The sequence below is a fragment of the Rosistilla oblonga genome (assembly GCF_007751715.1).
In the GTDB taxonomy this organism is placed as follows: domain Bacteria; phylum Planctomycetota; class Planctomycetia; order Pirellulales; family Pirellulaceae; genus Rosistilla; species Rosistilla oblonga.
Map to the genome: position 1 here is coordinate 1548729 of NZ_CP036292.1, position 16270 is coordinate 1564998.

Genomic DNA, 16270 nt, shown 5'->3' on the forward strand with positions numbered 1-16270 from the left:
TATCAGAAAGTGGGCGGTCGGCCACCGTTGGGACTCATCCCGTCGGGATCTCCGATCACCGGCAGGTGCGTGTATTCGAGAGCTCGCCAAATGTCGCCCGACTTGCGGAACTTGACGATCAACCGGCGAGGGACCTGCGCGTTGGTGTGACTCTTGTCTTTCATCGAAACGGTGACGTTGATCGTGAAGTCGACGATCGCTTCGGGAGGCTGCAGATCGCTGCGGATCTCGAACTTGCGAAAGCCACCCATGTTGACCTGGGCCCGATCGAAGTGAAAGCGTGGCAGTTCCGCCTTGGCCGATTGGATCGCCGGTTCGGCATCGGGATCGATGAACTGAAAGACTCGCGCGTGGTCGTTCGCTTGCAGCGCTTCGGCGACCTGCAGGATCGAATCGACAAGCGATTCGCGGTCGGTCACCCAGATCTTTTCGACGTAGATCCCGATCGGAATCAACAGCAGGAAGACGCCAGCGATCACCAACCCCGCTCGCTTCCCCGTTTGCATCCAACCGTAAGCCGATGCGACGGCAAAGGCCAGCAGAATGAAGGTCAGCATGAACGGGCGTTCGGCGATTAGATCCACCATCGCACGGGTCTCCAAATCATCGGCGGTCGAGGCATCGTGGAGCTACGATTGTACGTCAGCCGAGGTGAGCCGTCGAACGGACGGTCAGCAGATCAGCCGCCACGCGCTGGCGGCTTGTCGGTCTAATCAGCCGATTGGGCGTTAGCCCCGGTTCCGCTGCCACTAAACCGGGGCTAACGCCCAAACGGCTAATGCAAGGAAGCTTGTTGTGACTAAACCGACGAGCCGCTGGCGCCTGCCGGCTGACACGTCTCCATTCGGGAGACCAATGCGCCGCCAGGATCAGGCGGCTTGAGGAAGCGTATCGTCCAGCGGTTGGATGTGCGTTCCGAGGGTCTCGATCTCGAGTTTGAAGATCCGATCGACCAATTGAGCCGCTGTTGGGCGGTCGGTCGCCGTCGGCGACGTCATCTCTTCCAACATCCCGACGACCGATTCGGGAACCTGGAATTTTTGCAACAGCTGGCGATTCAAAGGCTTCGCCGGGACTGCCGGTTTGTTGCGGCAGAGCATCTGTTGGAAGACGATTCCAAGCGAGTAGATATCCGATTGGCTGGTCGCTCTGCCCTTGCCTTGGATCTGTTCGGGAGCGGCGTAGGCGGGAGTTCCTTGGAAGCGATCGGCTTGCAGCGTGTCCCCTTCACGCATTGATAGTCCCAGATCGATCACCGTCAGGTGGCCGCTGAGACTGACCAGCATGTTGTCGGGTTTCACATCGCCGTGAATCCAACCGGATTGATGCAAGGCTTGGAGCGCTTGAGCGGCTTGGCGGATCCACCACAATCCGACTGGCAGAGGCTGCGAATATTTGCTGCCCAGCCAAGTCGAGAGCGGTTGTCCGTCCAGGCGTGGGAAGACGACATAGGGGCGCGGCGCGGAGAGCCGAGCGTCCAACAGCGCGATCAAATTGGGATGGCTGGCCGCTTGTGCGCTGGTCGCTTCCTGACGCAATTGCAGCTGGCCTTCCAGTTGCGCATCGATGCTGTCGGTGACCATTTTGACGACGTAGTCGGCGCGCGGGCTGCCGGCAGCTTCGGCGGGCTGCGCGTAAAACAGATCGGTCCAAGGCCCTTGGTGGAAGCATTCCAGCAAACGCCAAATGCCAACGCATTGATTCCGTTTTGCGCTGGGAACGCGATCCGTGGTGACACCTGTTCGATCGGTCATGTTCTCTCCGTCTGCCTTTGCAACGAGCCAAATAAATGCCCGTTAGCTAGGATCGGCGGATGAGATACTCGCCTGCAGATTGGGCGGCGCAACCGCTAAAGTCGACGCGACCGGCAACCCGGCATCCTGCGCCGACAATGCGGTTCAGCAGCGTTTTGCCCTGCAATTTGTCTACCCAAAGTCGCTTTCGGGGAGCAATGCTTGCAATTCGATCCAACGGGCTTCGGCTTCCGCCAGCTGCTCCGTCAGATCTTGGATCTCGTTGTGCAGGTCGAGCGCCTTTTTGGCATCGGTCGTTTCCAACAATTCTCGATTCAGCGCGTTCTTGCTGTCGTCCAGTCGAGCGATCTTCTTTTCGATGCTGCTGATCTCTTTCCGCAGTTTGCGGTCGTCGCGTCGCGCTGCGCGGTGGTCTCCCTTGGGCGCCTTGCCGGCGGGCGAGCCCGATTTGCCACGCTTGGCATTCAGTTCACGCTCTCCGTCGTCGACCTCCTTGTTGACCGCATACAGATACGATTCGTATCCGCTGCCGTAGTTCCGCACCTGTTGATCGCGGACCTCGATCACGCTGGTGGCGATCCGCTGCATGAAGTGCCGATCGTGGCTGGTGAAGATCACCGTACCCTTGTATTCCAACAACGCGTTGGCCAACGCATCGACAGTTTCGACGTCCAAGTGGTTGCCCGGTTCGTCGAGTACGAGGATGTTGTAATCGCCTAACAACAGGCCGGCCATACACAACCGAGCGCGTTCACCACCGGAGAGGACCGAGATCTTCTTGCGGGTGTGCGAATCGCGGAACAGCAACGATCCGGCGACGGCAAGGATCTGTTGATGCGTGGTCCCGGTGAGCGCCTTGGATTCCAAATATTCGAGGACGGTCCAGGTCGGCGTGAGGCTGGTGTAGACGTGTTGGGCGTACGTTCCGATCTCGCAACCGTAACCCCACTTCACCATCCCGGAGACAGGTTTCAACGATTTGACAAGCGTTCGCAGCAGCGTCGTTTTACCTTGGCCGTTGTCACCGACGATGCCCGCCCGTTCGCCATGTTCGATCTCCAGTTGAATCCCCGAAGCGACGGTATGATCGGGATATCCGATGCTGAGATCGAGACAGCGGACCGCAGGCCCTTGCCGCGGGTTGTCGATGATTGGCGCACGGATGTGGACCGTCGGCAGGTCGACTTCGACCTCGACGGTCTGCAGGCGTTCGAGTTGTTTTTGTTTGGATCGAGCTTGGCTGGCGGTGCTCGCGTTGGCGCGGTTCTTGTCGATAAACGTCTGCAATTGTTTCTGCTTGGCCAATACGGCGCTGTTGACGCGCAGATCGTGTTCGCGGCGTTCTTCCTGGTACTTCAAGAAGGCTTCGATCTTGCCCGGATACATCGTCAACTTGCCGCGGGTCAGGTCGAGGGTCTGATCGCAGGTCGCTTCCAGGAAGGCGCGATCGTGCGAAACGATCAGGCACGACGCGTTGAAGCCACGCAAAAAGTGCTCCAACAGAATCTGGGTACGAACGTCCAAGAAGTTTGTCGGTTCATCGAGAATTAACAGATTCGGTTCGTGCAGCAGCAGCGCGGCCAGTTTGACACGCGTTTGCCAACCGCCGGAGAGCTCTTTAACGGGACCTTCGAGGTAGACGCCTTTGAGTTCGAATTGGCCGGCGACCTCGCCGCACTTCCAATCGGGCTGGCCGCTGTCGCGCATCAGGAAGTCGAGCGCCGATTCGCCCGGTTCGAACGGGTCGTGCTGACGCAGGTATCCCACGCGCAGATTGTTGCTGTAGATGACCTCGCCCGAATCGAGTTCCTCTTCGCCCATGAAGATTCGCAGCAGGGTCGATTTGCCGGCGCCGTTGCGTCCGACCAAACCGAGTTTCACGTTGTCGACGATTGTTGCGTCGGCATCATCTAACAGGACTTGTTCGCCGTATCGTTTGAAACCGCCTTTGATTTGGAGCAGCGTTGCCATGGGGCCTTTGGGTCGTAGGAGGAAGCTTTGCGACGCCCGGCCGTGCAGGCAGCAGGCGTCGCATTTTTATAGAGGAAGGGGAAACTCGCGTGTCCGATTGTGAAGTATCGGCGAGGTCGCGGTTAGGGCTTGATTTCGCTGCCCAGCAGTTCCAGGAACGCTCGCATCCAAGCGGGATGGGCGGGCCAAGCCGGCGCGGTGACCAAGTTTCCGTCGACGTGCGCGTTGTCGAATCCGTCGGATGCCGGGACAAATTGGCCGCCGGCGACGGTGACTTCCGCGGCAACGGCTGGGTAGGCGCTACACTTGCGTCCTTCCAGCAGACCGGCGGCGACAAGGATCTGCGGTCCGTGGCAGACCGCGGCGATCGGTTTGTCGGCGGCGTGGAACGCCTTCACCAGATCGATCACCTTGGAATTCATCCGCAGGTATTCGGGAGCGCGGCCGCCGGGGATCACCAAGGCGTCATAGGCTGCTGCGTCGGCCGAATCGAAATCGGCGTTGATAGCAAAATTGTGGCCAGGTTTTTCGCTGTAGGTCTGATGCCCTTCGAAATCGTGGATCGCAGTCGCGACGGTTTGCCCCGCCTGCTTGCCGGGACAGACGGTGTCGACTTGGTGGCCGACGCACAGCAGAATTTGCAGCGGCACCATCGCTTCGTAATCTTCCACAAAATCGCCGACAAGCATCAGAATCTTTTTGGCAGCCATCGCCTGGGGGTCCTCGGGGCTAAAAGGGAGCAAAAATCGGTTGTCGCAGGAGGCTAACTCGCTCCAGACCACAGGCTAACCTGGGCCTCCTTTTTTAGCCAGGCACCCAGCCGAACGGCCCGCCGCAAAAAATATCATCGATTGGTGGAAATTCTGGCTTGACGTGGGCGGTTTCGGATTGGTACTCACCCTCCAGCCCACTGTTTTGTGTGATCGCAAAGCAGGAGGGCAAACGCGATCGTTTGGTTGGTCAGACGGTTGCGGAACTTGGATCGTTCGGTTCTGCGAAGAAATTGCCACGGATGGCGCACGCAGCGATCGGCGATCTTGATATCGCATCGAAAATGAATTTCGTTCGCGAACATTGGCTGGCGGGTTAGTTTTGCTTAAAGCGTGCCCGCGATGAAGGAGATTCGCGTTGATTGCAACGGTGAACTACAGACTTTGGATCGCATCAATCGCTCTGGTAGGAGCTGTGCTCTCAAGCCTTGATGTGAATACGCATGCTCAGGCCCCCGCCGACGCGCCGGTGCCTGTCCAGCCTCGTGCTGCCCAGCCAACTTCGTTTGATCCAGGCAAAGCCTTTGCCCTGGTTCAGCAAGCCAAGCAGGCGATAGCGGAGCGGAATCTGCCGGTTGCAGTTTCCGCCTTCCGCGAAGCTGCGGGGATGTTGCCGATGGTGCCCCAGCTGAGGCCCGAACTCGATGGGCTGTATCAACAGCTGCAATCGATGGGCGTTCAGGCGAAGGACCTGATGGCGATCGTCCCTTCGGTTTCCGCCGACCAGGCGCTCAAGCAAGCATTGCCCGGAGGCTTTAGCCTTCCGCCGATGCAATTGGCGGGCGGGGCGAATCCATCGGCCGCGATCGATATGACGCGGCTGCCAACAGCCGATGGTTCATCGAATCCCGAACAACAAAACCCGGCTATCACCAAGACGTCGCCGGTCGAACAGCGTTTGACCGAAGCGGGACGTTTGGTTGCGATGGGACAAGCTGCGATGAATCGCGGCGACTTCCGAACCGCTCAACGACTAGCGACGCAGGCCGACAGCTTGGAGGTGCCCGATGCAGCCTTCCGCCCAGGTCAAACGCGTCCTTGGCAGTTGATGTTGGATGCCGATTCGATGTCGCGTCGTCAGCCAGCGTCGTCTCAACAGGCTCAATTCAATCCAGCTCAGTTGGGCGGCGTGGTTCAAGCCGGTGCGACGATGCCGATCGGCAACACCGCGGGCAACGGCCAGGTTCAGCAGAGCGGATACAACGCGACCAATGAGGGTTCGCAGGTGATGCAGGTTCAAGCGAATCTGCCTCAAGTGCCTGAGCCCGGCGAAGCAGCGCAGATCTATCGCAAGGGTGTCGAAGCGCTTTCGGCTGGCAACAGCGAAGAAGCACGGGCCTTGTTCCTGGAAGCTTGGAAGAGCGAAGCGACCTTGGATCCTGCGACTCGCCAACAATTGAAAGACAAGCTGACGTTGATGCGTCCAGCGACTCTGACGCCTCCGATGGCAGAATCGACGGCTGCGTTTGATGCTGTCACTCAAGAGCAAACATTGGCTCGGGCACGTTTGATGCGTGAAGTGACCAGCGAATTGGCGAACGTCGAACAAGCCAAGAAGGACAATCCAATCGGAGCTCTGGAACGACTGCAACGTCTGCGTCGCAGCGTCGAAGGGAACACAGACGCCGATTCGGCATCGCGTCAGCAGATGCTGGCGATGGTCGATCGTCAGATCAGCACTCAAGAAAAATACGTCGAACAGAATCGTGCCCAGATCGATCTGGACATGACCAACGCTCGGATTCGCGAAGAGATCAACCAAGAGCAGTTCGACCTGATCGAATTGGACGAGAAGATCTCTCAATTGGTTGAACAGTTCAACGAACTGATGGATGACCAACGTTATCCCGAAGCGGAGATCATTGCCAAACAAGTCAATGAACTGAAACCCGATTCGCCGATCGCAACGCTGTTGTGGCACAATTCGCGAATGGGCATCCGCTTGAATCAAGCCGAAGAGATCAAGGGCAAAAAGGAGATCGGATTTGTCGATACCCTGCAGGCCGTCGATGAATCGTCGATTCCGTTCGACGACCGCAACCCATTGAAGTTTGCCGATGCTCGCGAATGGGCACCGATGAGCACCACGCGGTTGCAGCGTGAACGCGCCGCCAACCGTCGCATGGGCCCTCGCGAACAAGAGATCGAAAGTCGTCTGACGACTCCCGTGGAAGTGCGTTTCGACAACCGACCACTGGGCGAAGTGATCGACACGTTGAGCAAGATGACTGGCGTGCCGATGCACATCGACGATCGCGCTCTGTCGGCCTTCAACATGACTCGCGATCAATCGGTCAGCATCGATCTGAGCCAGCCGATCTCGCTACGCAGTGCCTTGCAATTGATCCTCAGCCCACTGGATTTGAGCTATGTGATCCGCAACGAAGTCTTGATGGTCACCAGCCGCGAGATGCAGCGATCGGATGTCTATCCTGTGACCTACCGCGTCGCATCGTTGGTACTGCCGATTCCTAACTTTACAACGTCGTACGAGACCGGATTGGCGGGAGCCATTCAAGCGGCTCACGCGATGGCGAACAATCGCTTGAACGTCAACACGGTCCCCGTGTCGTTGACCGGTCTGGCGGCAAATAACACTCCGATGTCGCCGACGTCGATGAACCCCAACATCTTGGCTCAAGGTGGCTTCACCGCTCCGGGAGCGTTTGGATTTGGCGGCAACGGCGGACATCAAGGTCAAACCACACAGCCCGGTTCGATGGGTGGTGGTGCGATCGCCGACTTCGATTCGCTGATGGAACTGATTCAAACCACCGTTGTTCCCGATACTTGGGAAGCGTTGGGTGGACCGAGTACGATGAGCCCTTATCCGGCCAACTTGAGCCTGGTTGTTAGCACGACCAGCGAAGTCCATGACCAGATCACTCAGCTGTTGGAATCGTTGCGTAAGCTGCAGAACTTGCAGGTCACGATCGAAGTTCGCTTCATCTCGCTGGCCGACAACTTCTTCGAGCGTATCGGACTCAGTTTCAACGCTCAGTTCGACGACAACGTTTCCGAACTGCCACTGGACGACCGCGGTCCTTCGGTTGCGATCGGTATCGGCGACTCCGCCGGCACGCCGACCGCCGACTTCGACTTTGTCTTTAACCAAGGCAGCTTCGGGGCCTCGGCACCAGCGTTTGGTGGATTCGATCCCGGTTCGGCAGCGAGCATTGGTTTTGCGATCCTCAGCGACATCGAAGCGTTCTTCTTCTTGGAAGCCGCTCAGGGTGACAGCCGAACAAACGTTCTGCAGGCACCTAAGGTGACGCTGTTCGACGGCCAGATCGCATCGATCAACGATCAATCGCAACGACCGTTTGTGATCAGCGTGACGCCGATCGTCGGTGACTTTGCCGTCGCTCAACAGCCGATCATCGTGGTCTTGAACGAAGGTACTGCGTTGAACGTGCAAGCGGTGGTCAGCGACGACCGACGCTTCGTCCGACTGACGTTGGTACCGTTCTTCAGCCAGATCGGTGACGTCGACACGTTTACGTTCGAAGGCCGTTCGTCGAGCAGCAATTCGTCTCGCCGCGACACCAACAACGACGGTGTGATCGACGAACAAGACGAAGAGGTTTCCGAGGAAGAAACCAACGAAGGTACCACGGTCCAGTTGCCGACCTTCGCGTTTACTTCGGTTTCGACAACGGTCAGTGTTCCCGATGGTGGAACGATCTTGTTGGGTGGTATCAAGCGATTGCGTGAAACACGATCCGAGCAGGGTGTGCCGATCTTGAGCAAGATCCCGTACATCAGCCGACTGTTTAAGAACGTCGGTACCGGACGTGAAACCAACAGTTTGATGCTGATGGTCACACCGCGGATCATCATCCAAGAAGAGGAAGAATTGGCTCAAACCGGATTCGATCCGACCCGTTAATCGGCTGCCAAATCTGTAGACTATCGACCCGCAGGAGTCGCGTTTCACGACGCTGCTCCTGCGGTTTTTTGTAGATAGAGCGGACCGCTGGCTGCGGAGCATTCTGTGGCCCAGCGCTTCGCTCGCGACACAACAGGATGACTTGCCCAGCCGCGTCGCATCTGGGCTGGGACCTTTTCTCGACTCCGAGCATTTCTTTGGGCTTACGACGATGAATTCGCTCATCTGCCAGCTGGTCCGACGCGCGCTTCACGCCGCTGCCTTGACCGGGATCGCTGTTTGCCTGATGGCGATCGATAGCGTGGGGCAGGAGCCAGAGGTGGAGCTGGCTTGGGACGATCAACCGGTCGTGCGGTTTCGCAAAAGCATGTTCCAAGGTGTGATTCTCGCGGGCGGCTACGTCAGCGACGCTGGAGATAACGCGCTGTCGATCGCGGACTACAAAGTCTCTGCGCGGTTGGCGGTTCCGTTGGGCAGCTTTCAGAATTTGTTGGTGCTGACGCCCAGCTTTCGGCAATATTTTGTCAACGCTGGCGATGCGATCGATGTGCCGGATCGGCTGTACGAGACCGGAGTGTCTCTCTTCACGCGGTATCAATGGAAACCGGGGCTCTCGATTTTGGCGATGGTTTCGCCCCAATTGCGGACCGATTTTGAAACCGAAGACGCCTCGTGGCGGTTGTCCGGTTTTGGCGTGATCGCGTGGGAATGGATTCCTGAAGTCTTAACCGTTTCGTTTGGCGCCGCCTATCTTGGCCGCGATGACCTGCCGGTGCTGCCGGCGGTTGGGCTCGATTGGCGGCCGAATGCAGATTGGCGATTGGAGTTGATGTTCCCGCGACCGCGGCTGATGCGTCGGATCGCCAAAAACGGACCGCTCAGCGAAACCTGGGCCTACGCCTCGATCGCTCCCGGCGGCAATACGTTCAACGTCCGGCGCAGCGATGGAAGCGACGACGAACTGACGCTCGGCGACATCCGCACAATGTTTGGCGTCGAACAGATTCGCGATGGCGGACGCGGCTGGTTTGCCGAGCTGGGGATCGCGTTTGCGAGAACGATCGAATACGAATCGGGAGACGAATACGACTTCGATGCCGGGATGTTTGGTAACGCCGGGGTGACGTTTTAAGGAGATTGTTGGAGTCGAGGCTTCAGCTGAAGATGCGCTCCGTCGGCTGAAGCCTCGACTCCAGCGCTTTGTCGGCTGAAGCCTTGACTCCAGCGCGGCGAGCTACTGGTTCGCCTGGCCTTTGATCGTTCGCTGAGCGACTTCCCATGCGGAATCGAGATGCTTCAGATAAGCTTCCGGATCGAGCAGACGGCTGGCGTCATCGGTTTCGATTTCGATCAACCAACCGGCCCCATACGGTTCCGCGTTGATCGCCGAAGGGTCGTCCAAGGCTTCCGGATTGATTGCTGTCAAACGACCGGCGAGGGGCGAATAGAGGTCGCTTTCAGCCTTCTTGCTCTCGATGCTGCCGATGTTTTCGCTGGCGGCGATCGTCGCTCCGGCGTCGACGATCCAGTCGAGGAAGTAGACGTCCTGCAGCAGCCGAACTGCGTAGGCGGACAATCCGAAACGGAAGCGTCCCGCGTCGGTAGGCATCGCCCACATATGGTTCTTGGCATACAGACGGTCTTGCGGAAAGCTCGCTTGGAACTCTCCCATGCTGAAGACCAGCGAGTCGTTCGACTCGGCAGACTCGCTCATGTGTAGCGAACCCCTTGGTGCTCGGGCTCAAAGAACGCGGGCAACAGCGAATCGGCACGCAGCAGACCATCCATCGTCAATTCGACTTGGTCGTCGGTGAAACTCAGCAGCCCCTCGTCGGCGTAGCCTTGCCAAACGTCGCGCCAGCGATCGATCACGTCGACGCCAAACTTCTGGCGGAAATAACCGACGTCCAGCACGCCCTTCTTCAGCAGCAAAACCATCTCGCGGATCAGCATCTGATGCTCGGTCGGTTGGAAACCGCGTCCCAGCGGCAAACGGCCCTCTTCGATCGCGCCCAGATACTGTTCCATACCGGGCAGGTTTTGGTAGTGGACGCCTTGGGCGTGGCCAAAGCTGGCGATCCCGGTGGCCAACAGATCGCTGCCACGCCACAGATTGTCGCGATAGCTGAAGCTGATTTTGTTGGGATCCTTGATCATCGTGTACGCGCTGCTGACGCTGTAACCGACCTTCTTCAGCTCTTCATACGCGTACGCAACCCAGGCTCGTTTGGTCGGCCAATCGGCGACGGGGGTCTCGATCTTGTTACCCAAGATGTCTTTGGAATAGACCGTGTTAAACGGCAGTTCCATCTGATAGATCGTGACGCTCTCGGGACTCAGTTCGATCACCTTCTCGATGTTGTACTTCCAATTGTCCCACGTCTCGCCGACCATTCCCGAGATCAGGTCGATGTTCACGTTGTTGAAATTGGCAGCTTCGATCCATTCCCAGGCGGTGTAGACCTGCTTGGAAAGGTGAGCGCGGCCGTTTTCTTCGAGCACCGAATCGGTGAAGTTCTCCACGCCAAGGCTCAGCCGCGTGACGCCCAAGGTTTCGCGAAGCGTCTTGACCTTGGTCTCGCTGAGCGTGCCCGGTTCGCATTCAAACGTCACCTCTTCGGCGCCATCCCAAGTGATGTGGCGGTGCAGTCGTTCCGAGAGCGCCGTCAATTGTTTGGGGCTGAGGAAGCTGGGAGTGCCGCCGCCGAAGTAGACGAATCGGAACGGTCGGTCCCCCATCACGGGCAACTGGCTGACCATTTCGATCTCGCTGCACAACGCGTCGACGTAGCGTTGCACCTCGGGGGCTTTAACGTCGGTGAAGACCTTGAAGTAGCAGAACTTGCAGCGTTTGCGGCAAAACGGGATGTGCAGGTACAGCCCCAGCGGCGTGTCGGGCTTGGGGGGACTGCCGAGCGTCTGCTCGACAGTTGGCAGGGCGTCGACCGTCCACTGAGAATAAGGAGGGTAGTTGGAGATGAAATAGCTGCCGACTTCAGTTTTGGAATCGGTGGTGCTCATGGAATCTCTCTTTTGGTGGTCGGATGGGGGCGGTGCGGGAAGACGAAAAACGTCCCGAGCGACGCGGTCTACGGTTGGAATCGACAACCCGCATGCATTCTTCGGCCCGAGCTGCTTAACAGTTTACTAGTAAATCAAGTTCTCGACAGCCATTGCCTATGGCAAATCCGTGTTTCAACGGGGAGGTGCCAGCCGAAACACAAACGCTTAATGGCTCGGCGGTCATTGCTTGCCGCCGAAGCAGAGCACATGTCCCTCTTCGGTCGTGAGAATCAGCTTTCCGTCGGCGATCGCGGGGGATGCTAGCAGAGCTCCTTTGACTTCATATTGCCAGGTCTGTTTGCCGTCATGCAGGTTGAACCGGTACAAGCGGCCATCGGTGGCGGCCAGCAGCACGCTGTCGCCAGCGATCACGGGAGATGCGTCGGCGCGGCGGCGGACCGTGGTCTGCCAGAGCTGTTTGCCGGTGGAAGCGTCGAGCGCCGTCAGACGTTTGCCTTGGCTGCTGACGACGACGACCTTGTCGGTTGCCGCGGCGCTGCTTCTGTATTCTTGCGATTTCTCGGGGTCTTCGTAGGTCCACTTACGAGTCCCCTTTTGCCAATCGAAGGCAAACACGTGCCCGCCGTAGGTTGGCAAAAAGGCTAGCGGACCGACAACCGCAGGCGTGCTGTTGGTGGGACTTTCCAAGGGCATCGGGTCGGACGCCTTTTTGCCGGTGTTCAGATCGACGACATGCAGCTGGCTGTCGCAGCCGCCCAGGAAAGTGCGGTCGCCCGCAACGGTGGCGGAGCAGCGGATTTGGTCGGCGGTTTCGTACTCCCAGACGACCGAGCCATCGGTCAGCTTCAACGCGTGCAGTTTGCCCGCTTCGGAGGTGATCAGGACTTTCTCGCCATGGAACATCGCTCCGGAATCGATCTGCCCGTCGGCTTCGAATTTCCAACGCTGGCTGCCGTCGGCGGTCGAAAGGGCGTAGACCATGCCGTCGTAATCGCCCAGGACCAACGTATCCCCTTGGATCGCGGGGGCCGCTAGAAAACCGGTATCGATCGAGACCTTCCAGATCAGCTTGCCATCGGCCAGGTTCAGGCAGAAGACGTTCCCCTCGGTATCGGCGGCGTAGATCCGCCCCGAATCGATCACCGGGGTCGCTTCGAAAGCTGCCGCGTCGGCGAAGTCCCAAAGCAGGGAAAGCGTTTCGGGGAGCGCGGCCTCGACCGCTCCGGTCGCTGCGAGATTGCCGCGTTGGACCGGCCACTGGGCCAAGCAATTGGAGACCGTCGCCACGCAGAGGAGGCTGGCCAGGAGAATGCCATCTGTTTTCAAAGGCTGCATCGCGTCGCTAATCGAGGGTTGCTGGAGCTGCGCGGGGCTGAACTGTAGCGCGTCCAAGGCGGATGAGCCGCGTGAGAGCGCGTTGACGAAAGAGCCCGCGTTCGGGAGTGGTTTCAAATCGGCAGGGGCAATCGGCGGCCTGGTGGCTGGCGAATGCCGATTCATTATACCGGGAACGGTCGCAGGGGGTGCAAACTGCCAAATTTTCTGACTTTTCAAATTCGTCGGGGGCGTATCTGACGAACTTTCTTCGCGTCGATTAAAGTGTATCGGATGACAAGGGATGCCGGCGCGGCAGCCATTGCAGAGATTTTTGTACACATCAGACAACCCTTGGTAAGATCTGTGGCCATGGACAGCAACGGATCCGATACCGTTATTACTTCGAAAATCGCTCCTGTCACCAGGTTTAAGTCGGACTTTATGATTTGTGTCAGCATTGGTCGCGGTCGCCATAAACGAATGATCGCCGAATATGAATGGATCGCTCAACAGGGGATCAAGCTTGTTGAGTTGCGGTTGGATTACCTGACGCGGACCGTCGATCTGCATCGCTTGTTGGGCGATAAGCATTGCGAGGTGATCGCCACGTGCCGTCGCCGCGAGGATGGCGGTCGCTGGAAAGGGAGCGAAGAAGATCGGTTGATGCTGTTGCGCTCGGCGATCGCTTCGGGAGTCGACTATGTCGATCTCGAGGGAGACATCGCTCACACCGTGCCGCGGTACGGGCGGACCAAACGCATCGTCAGCTATCACAACTTTGAGACGACGCCCGACGATCTTGCCGAACTGCACAGCGAATTGGCTCGCCGCGACGCCGACGTGGTCAAACTGGCGACGATGGCGAATTGCGTCGAGGATACGTTCCGGATGATGGAGCTTGTCAAAAACTCCGACGTCCCGACGATCGGGATCTGCATGGGCGACCTGGGGACTCCGACGCGGATCCTGCAGGGAAGCTGGGGATCGCCGCTGACCTTCGCGTCGATCGATTCGGAGCGGACGATGGCGCCGGGCCAAGTCGGTTGGAAGGAGATGCTGCGGTTGTACGATGCCGACAACATCAACGCCGATACGAACCTGTTTGGTGTGATCGCCGATCCGGTCGGGCACAGCTACAGCCCGTTGATTCACAACGCCGGCTTCAAGCACCAACAACTCAACAATCGTTACCTGCCGTTTCGCGTTCCTCCCGAAGATCTCGACTTCTTCATGGAGAACTGCCAGCGGATGGGGATCAAGGGGCTCAGCGTCACCATCCCTCACAAAGAAGAGGTGATGGAGTACCTGACCGAAATCGAGGCTTCGGCGCACGAGATCGGCGCGGTCAATACGATCGTCTTCGATGGCGACAAGCGTCGCGGTTTCAACACCGATTACCGCGCGGCGATGGATTGTTTGATGGAGTCGGTCGAGCACGATGCTTCGTCGGACGAACCGCTTCGCGGCAAGACGGCGTTGCTGTTGGGAGCCGGCGGTGTCTGCCGAGCGATCGCTTGGGGACTGCGGCAGCGCGGTGCGAACATCATCGTCACCGGAAGAAGTCCGGCGCGGGCCGAAGCTTTGGCCGCATCGGTCGGCGGCAACTCGATCGCTTGGGAAAACCGACACGATCCCGAGGTCGATATCTTGATCAACGGTACGCCGTTGGGAATGTATCCCAACCTCGACCAATCGCCTTACGATGGCCGCCAACTGCGAGCCGAAACGACGGTCTTCGAAACGATCTACAATCCGGGCCAAACGCTGCTGGTCAAGCTGGCGCGGCAAAAGGGATGCAAGATCGTCACCGGCGTCGATATGTTCATCCGCCAGGCAGCCTATCAATACAAGCTGTTCACTGGCAAGGAACCGCCGATCGCCGTGATGCGACAAGCCTTGGCTCGCGCTGTGAATCCCGCTCAGACTTGGGATGCGACCGAAGCGGCCAACGCCGACCAAGACGGCGACGACGAAGAGAGCTGAGATCCCGCGAGGCCGCGTGTTTGACGCGACCTTTGATCATCGATCCGCGAGGTTCAAAACGATCCGCGATCGGCAAGGCTCTCTTCCCAGCGGGAGGAGAGCCTCGTCAGCTGATCGCATGCTTGACTGCAAAGCCGTTGGCCGGCTTATTCTTTGCTCTCGACCAAGCTTTCGCCCTTGGAGAGGACCGACAGTTCGGTCGTCAATTGCTCGCGGAGATTCTCCAGCGACTGGAAGCCGAGGTGAACGTTTTCAACTTTGCCCGACTTGCCAATCATCACGGTCATCGGAAACCCGGTGACTTGGTAGGTCATCGCAATCGATGAATCCTCGTCGCGAGCGACGGTGATCGCCAGCTTCGACTGCTTCAAGAAGGCTTCGATCTCCGCCTTCGATTCGGCGTTGTTGATCGCGTACAAAACGACGCCTTTGTCTTTGAACTCCTCGGCGACTTCCGCGATCACTGGCATCGCCAATCGGCACGGGCCACACCAGGTTGCCCAGAAGTCGAGGATCACGACGTCTTTGCCGAGGTGCTTGGACAGCTTCAGGGTCGAATCGTCCATCAGCGGGGCTTCGAAATCAGGAGCGGGTTTGCCGACCAACGGGTGCGGTCCGCCTTCCATCGATTCGACCAAAGCTTCGACCGAAGCGAAGGCCTTGGCATCTTTAGGAGCTTCGAATTTGAAGGTGTCCGGACCGCCTTCGGCCCATTCCCACTTTTCAACGACGACGTTGACGACGAACTTAAACCCAGGAGTCTTCTGGACCTGCGGGTTGGCTCGCTTGATAAGTTCAGTCATGTCGATCAGCATCCCGGCCAGTTTGGGTTGCTTGCCGTCGGTGATCGTCAATTGGACAAAGCTGTCGTCGGCGCGATTCAGCTGCAACGTCTTGCCAGCTGGTTTGGCGTCCCCTTCGGGTTTGACCAATTCGACGCTGGTGACGTCGGTCAACAGGCTTTCGCGAGCCGATTCGCTGGGGATCGTCATCGCCAACAGAGCGTCGATGATCGGTCCGCCGGGCATGCCGGGTTCGACGATCAGATCGGCCAACGTGGCGGGGCTGTCTTTGGAGATGTAGGCGTCGGGGGTGACCAACATGTTCAACATCTTGCCGTCGGAAATGATGTCGACGTTCAGTTCTTCGCTGTCGACCCGGAGAGCGAACTTGTTAGGGAGTGCCGATGCGGCGGAGTAATCGGTCTTGGTTTCGAAGACAACTTGGCCTTCGGAGAAAACTTGTTCGCTGGTCTTAAATACGGCGGTGACCGCTTTGGCCGCTTTGATCTGATCGACAAACGCGGACAGTACAGGGGCTGCCTCGGGCGAGACCTTGGCCGGTTCCTGCGCGCTGAGCGAGCTGGCGGCAATGGCAAACAAGCCTGCGAGGGCCGGGGCCAGGTGGCGAGTAAACATCACTTGAATTCCTGTCAAAGGTTCTTTGGTGGGAGGTTTGGCTGGGCCGATCGCATTGCAGTCGATGGGCTGCCGTCGGTTGGTTCCGTGCCCATTCCTAACTGGTGTGCAAGGAGGGAGTTCCGTCAATCTTAGACGATCCCG

The 16270-nt window shown here is 58.4% G+C and carries 11 protein-coding genes; 3 read left to right on the top strand and 8 right to left on the bottom strand.

The window, feature by feature from the left end; all coding sequences use genetic code 11:
- Positions 1-2: 2 nt before the first annotated feature.
- The 4 genes from CA51_RS05545 to CA51_RS05560 all read right to left on the bottom strand — a co-directional run bounded on the left by CA51_RS05545 (position 3) and on the right by CA51_RS05560 (position 4435).
- Complete coding sequence (locus CA51_RS05545; protein ID WP_145118557.1) at positions 3-587, bottom strand: hypothetical protein; 585 nt, start codon at positions 585-587, stop codon at positions 3-5.
- A 282-nt stretch (positions 588-869) separates the two neighbouring features.
- Positions 870-1754, bottom strand: a complete 885-nt coding sequence (locus tag CA51_RS05550; protein WP_145118559.1) for a serine/threonine-protein kinase — start codon at positions 1752-1754, stop codon at positions 870-872.
- 171 nt (positions 1755-1925) lie between these two features.
- Positions 1926-3725 carry an ABC-F family ATP-binding cassette domain-containing protein gene (locus tag CA51_RS05555; protein ID WP_145118561.1) on the bottom strand — a complete coding sequence of 600 codons (1800 nt, stop codon included), beginning with the start codon at positions 3723-3725 and terminating at the stop codon, positions 1926-1928.
- A 122-nt stretch (positions 3726-3847) separates the two neighbouring features.
- Positions 3848-4435, bottom strand: coding sequence for a DJ-1/PfpI family protein (locus CA51_RS05560; protein WP_145118563.1), 588 nt, complete (start codon positions 4433-4435; stop codon positions 3848-3850).
- 493 nt (positions 4436-4928) lie between these two features.
- Between CA51_RS05560 and CA51_RS05565 the strand changes: the two genes are divergently transcribed.
- Entirely contained in the window at positions 4929-8384 is a 3456-nt protein-coding gene (locus tag CA51_RS05565) for a type II secretion system protein GspD (RefSeq protein WP_231746019.1), read from the top strand.
- Between the two features lie 211 nt (positions 8385-8595).
- Positions 8596-9516, top strand: a complete 921-nt coding sequence (locus tag CA51_RS05570; protein ID WP_145118565.1) for a hypothetical protein — start codon at positions 8596-8598, stop codon at positions 9514-9516.
- A 102-nt stretch (positions 9517-9618) separates the two neighbouring features.
- Here the strand turns inward: CA51_RS05570 and CA51_RS05575 are convergent, their stop codons facing one another.
- From CA51_RS05575 to CA51_RS05585, 3 genes are all read right to left on the bottom strand, one after another.
- The gene (locus CA51_RS05575) at positions 9619-10098 is read right to left on the bottom strand and encodes a glycine cleavage system protein H (protein ID WP_145118567.1); all 480 of its coding nucleotides are present in this window, start codon (positions 10096-10098) and stop codon (positions 9619-9621) included.
- Positions 10095-11405, bottom strand: coding sequence for a coproporphyrinogen-III oxidase family protein (locus CA51_RS05580; RefSeq protein WP_145118569.1), 1311 nt, complete (start codon positions 11403-11405; stop codon positions 10095-10097). The genes CA51_RS05575 and CA51_RS05580 overlap by 4 nt, the downstream gene beginning before the upstream one ends.
- 222 nt (positions 11406-11627) lie before the next feature.
- A complete protein-coding gene (locus tag CA51_RS05585) occupies positions 11628-12743 on the bottom strand; it encodes an outer membrane protein assembly factor BamB family protein (protein WP_197451617.1) in 1116 nt (371 codons plus the stop codon).
- 351 nt (positions 12744-13094) lie between these two features.
- Here CA51_RS05585 and aroE point away from each other — a divergent pair, with 351 nt between their 5' ends.
- Positions 13095-14708, top strand: coding sequence for a shikimate dehydrogenase (gene aroE, locus CA51_RS05590; protein WP_338052335.1), 1614 nt, complete (start codon positions 13095-13097; stop codon positions 14706-14708).
- A 146-nt stretch (positions 14709-14854) separates the two neighbouring features.
- Here aroE and CA51_RS05595 read toward each other — a convergent pair whose 3' ends face one another.
- The gene (locus tag CA51_RS05595; protein ID WP_145118575.1) at positions 14855-16126 is read right to left on the bottom strand and encodes a redoxin domain-containing protein; all 1272 of its coding nucleotides are present in this window, start codon (positions 16124-16126) and stop codon (positions 14855-14857) included.
- Positions 16127-16270 lie beyond the last annotated feature (144 nt).

Coding starts and splice junctions, on each gene's coding strand:
- CA51_RS05545 (WP_145118557.1), bottom strand. CDS start 587: ATGGTGGATCTAATCGCCGAACGCCCGTTCATGCTGACCTTCATTCTG.
- CA51_RS05555 (WP_145118561.1), bottom strand. CDS start 3,725: ATGGCAACGCTGCTCCAAATCAAAGGCGGTTTCAAACGATACGGCGAA.
- CA51_RS05595 (WP_145118575.1), bottom strand. CDS start 16,126: ATGTTTACTCGCCACCTGGCCCCGGCCCTCGCAGGCTTGTTTGCCATT.
- CA51_RS05575 (WP_145118567.1), bottom strand. CDS start 10,098: ATGAGCGAGTCTGCCGAGTCGAACGACTCGCTGGTCTTCAGCATGGGA.
- CA51_RS05550 (WP_145118559.1), bottom strand. CDS start 1,754: ATGACCGATCGAACAGGTGTCACCACGGATCGCGTTCCCAGCGCAAAA.
- aroE (WP_338052335.1), top strand. CDS start 13,095: ATGGACAGCAACGGATCCGATACCGTTATTACTTCGAAAATCGCTCCT.
- CA51_RS05580 (WP_145118569.1), bottom strand. CDS start 11,405: ATGAGCACCACCGATTCCAAAACTGAAGTCGGCAGCTATTTCATCTCC.
- CA51_RS05560 (WP_145118563.1), bottom strand. CDS start 4,435: ATGGCTGCCAAAAAGATTCTGATGCTTGTCGGCGATTTTGTGGAAGAT.
- CA51_RS05585 (WP_197451617.1), bottom strand. CDS start 12,743: ATGCAGCCTTTGAAAACAGATGGCATTCTCCTGGCCAGCCTCCTCTGC.
- CA51_RS05570 (WP_145118565.1), top strand. CDS start 8,596: ATGAATTCGCTCATCTGCCAGCTGGTCCGACGCGCGCTTCACGCCGCT.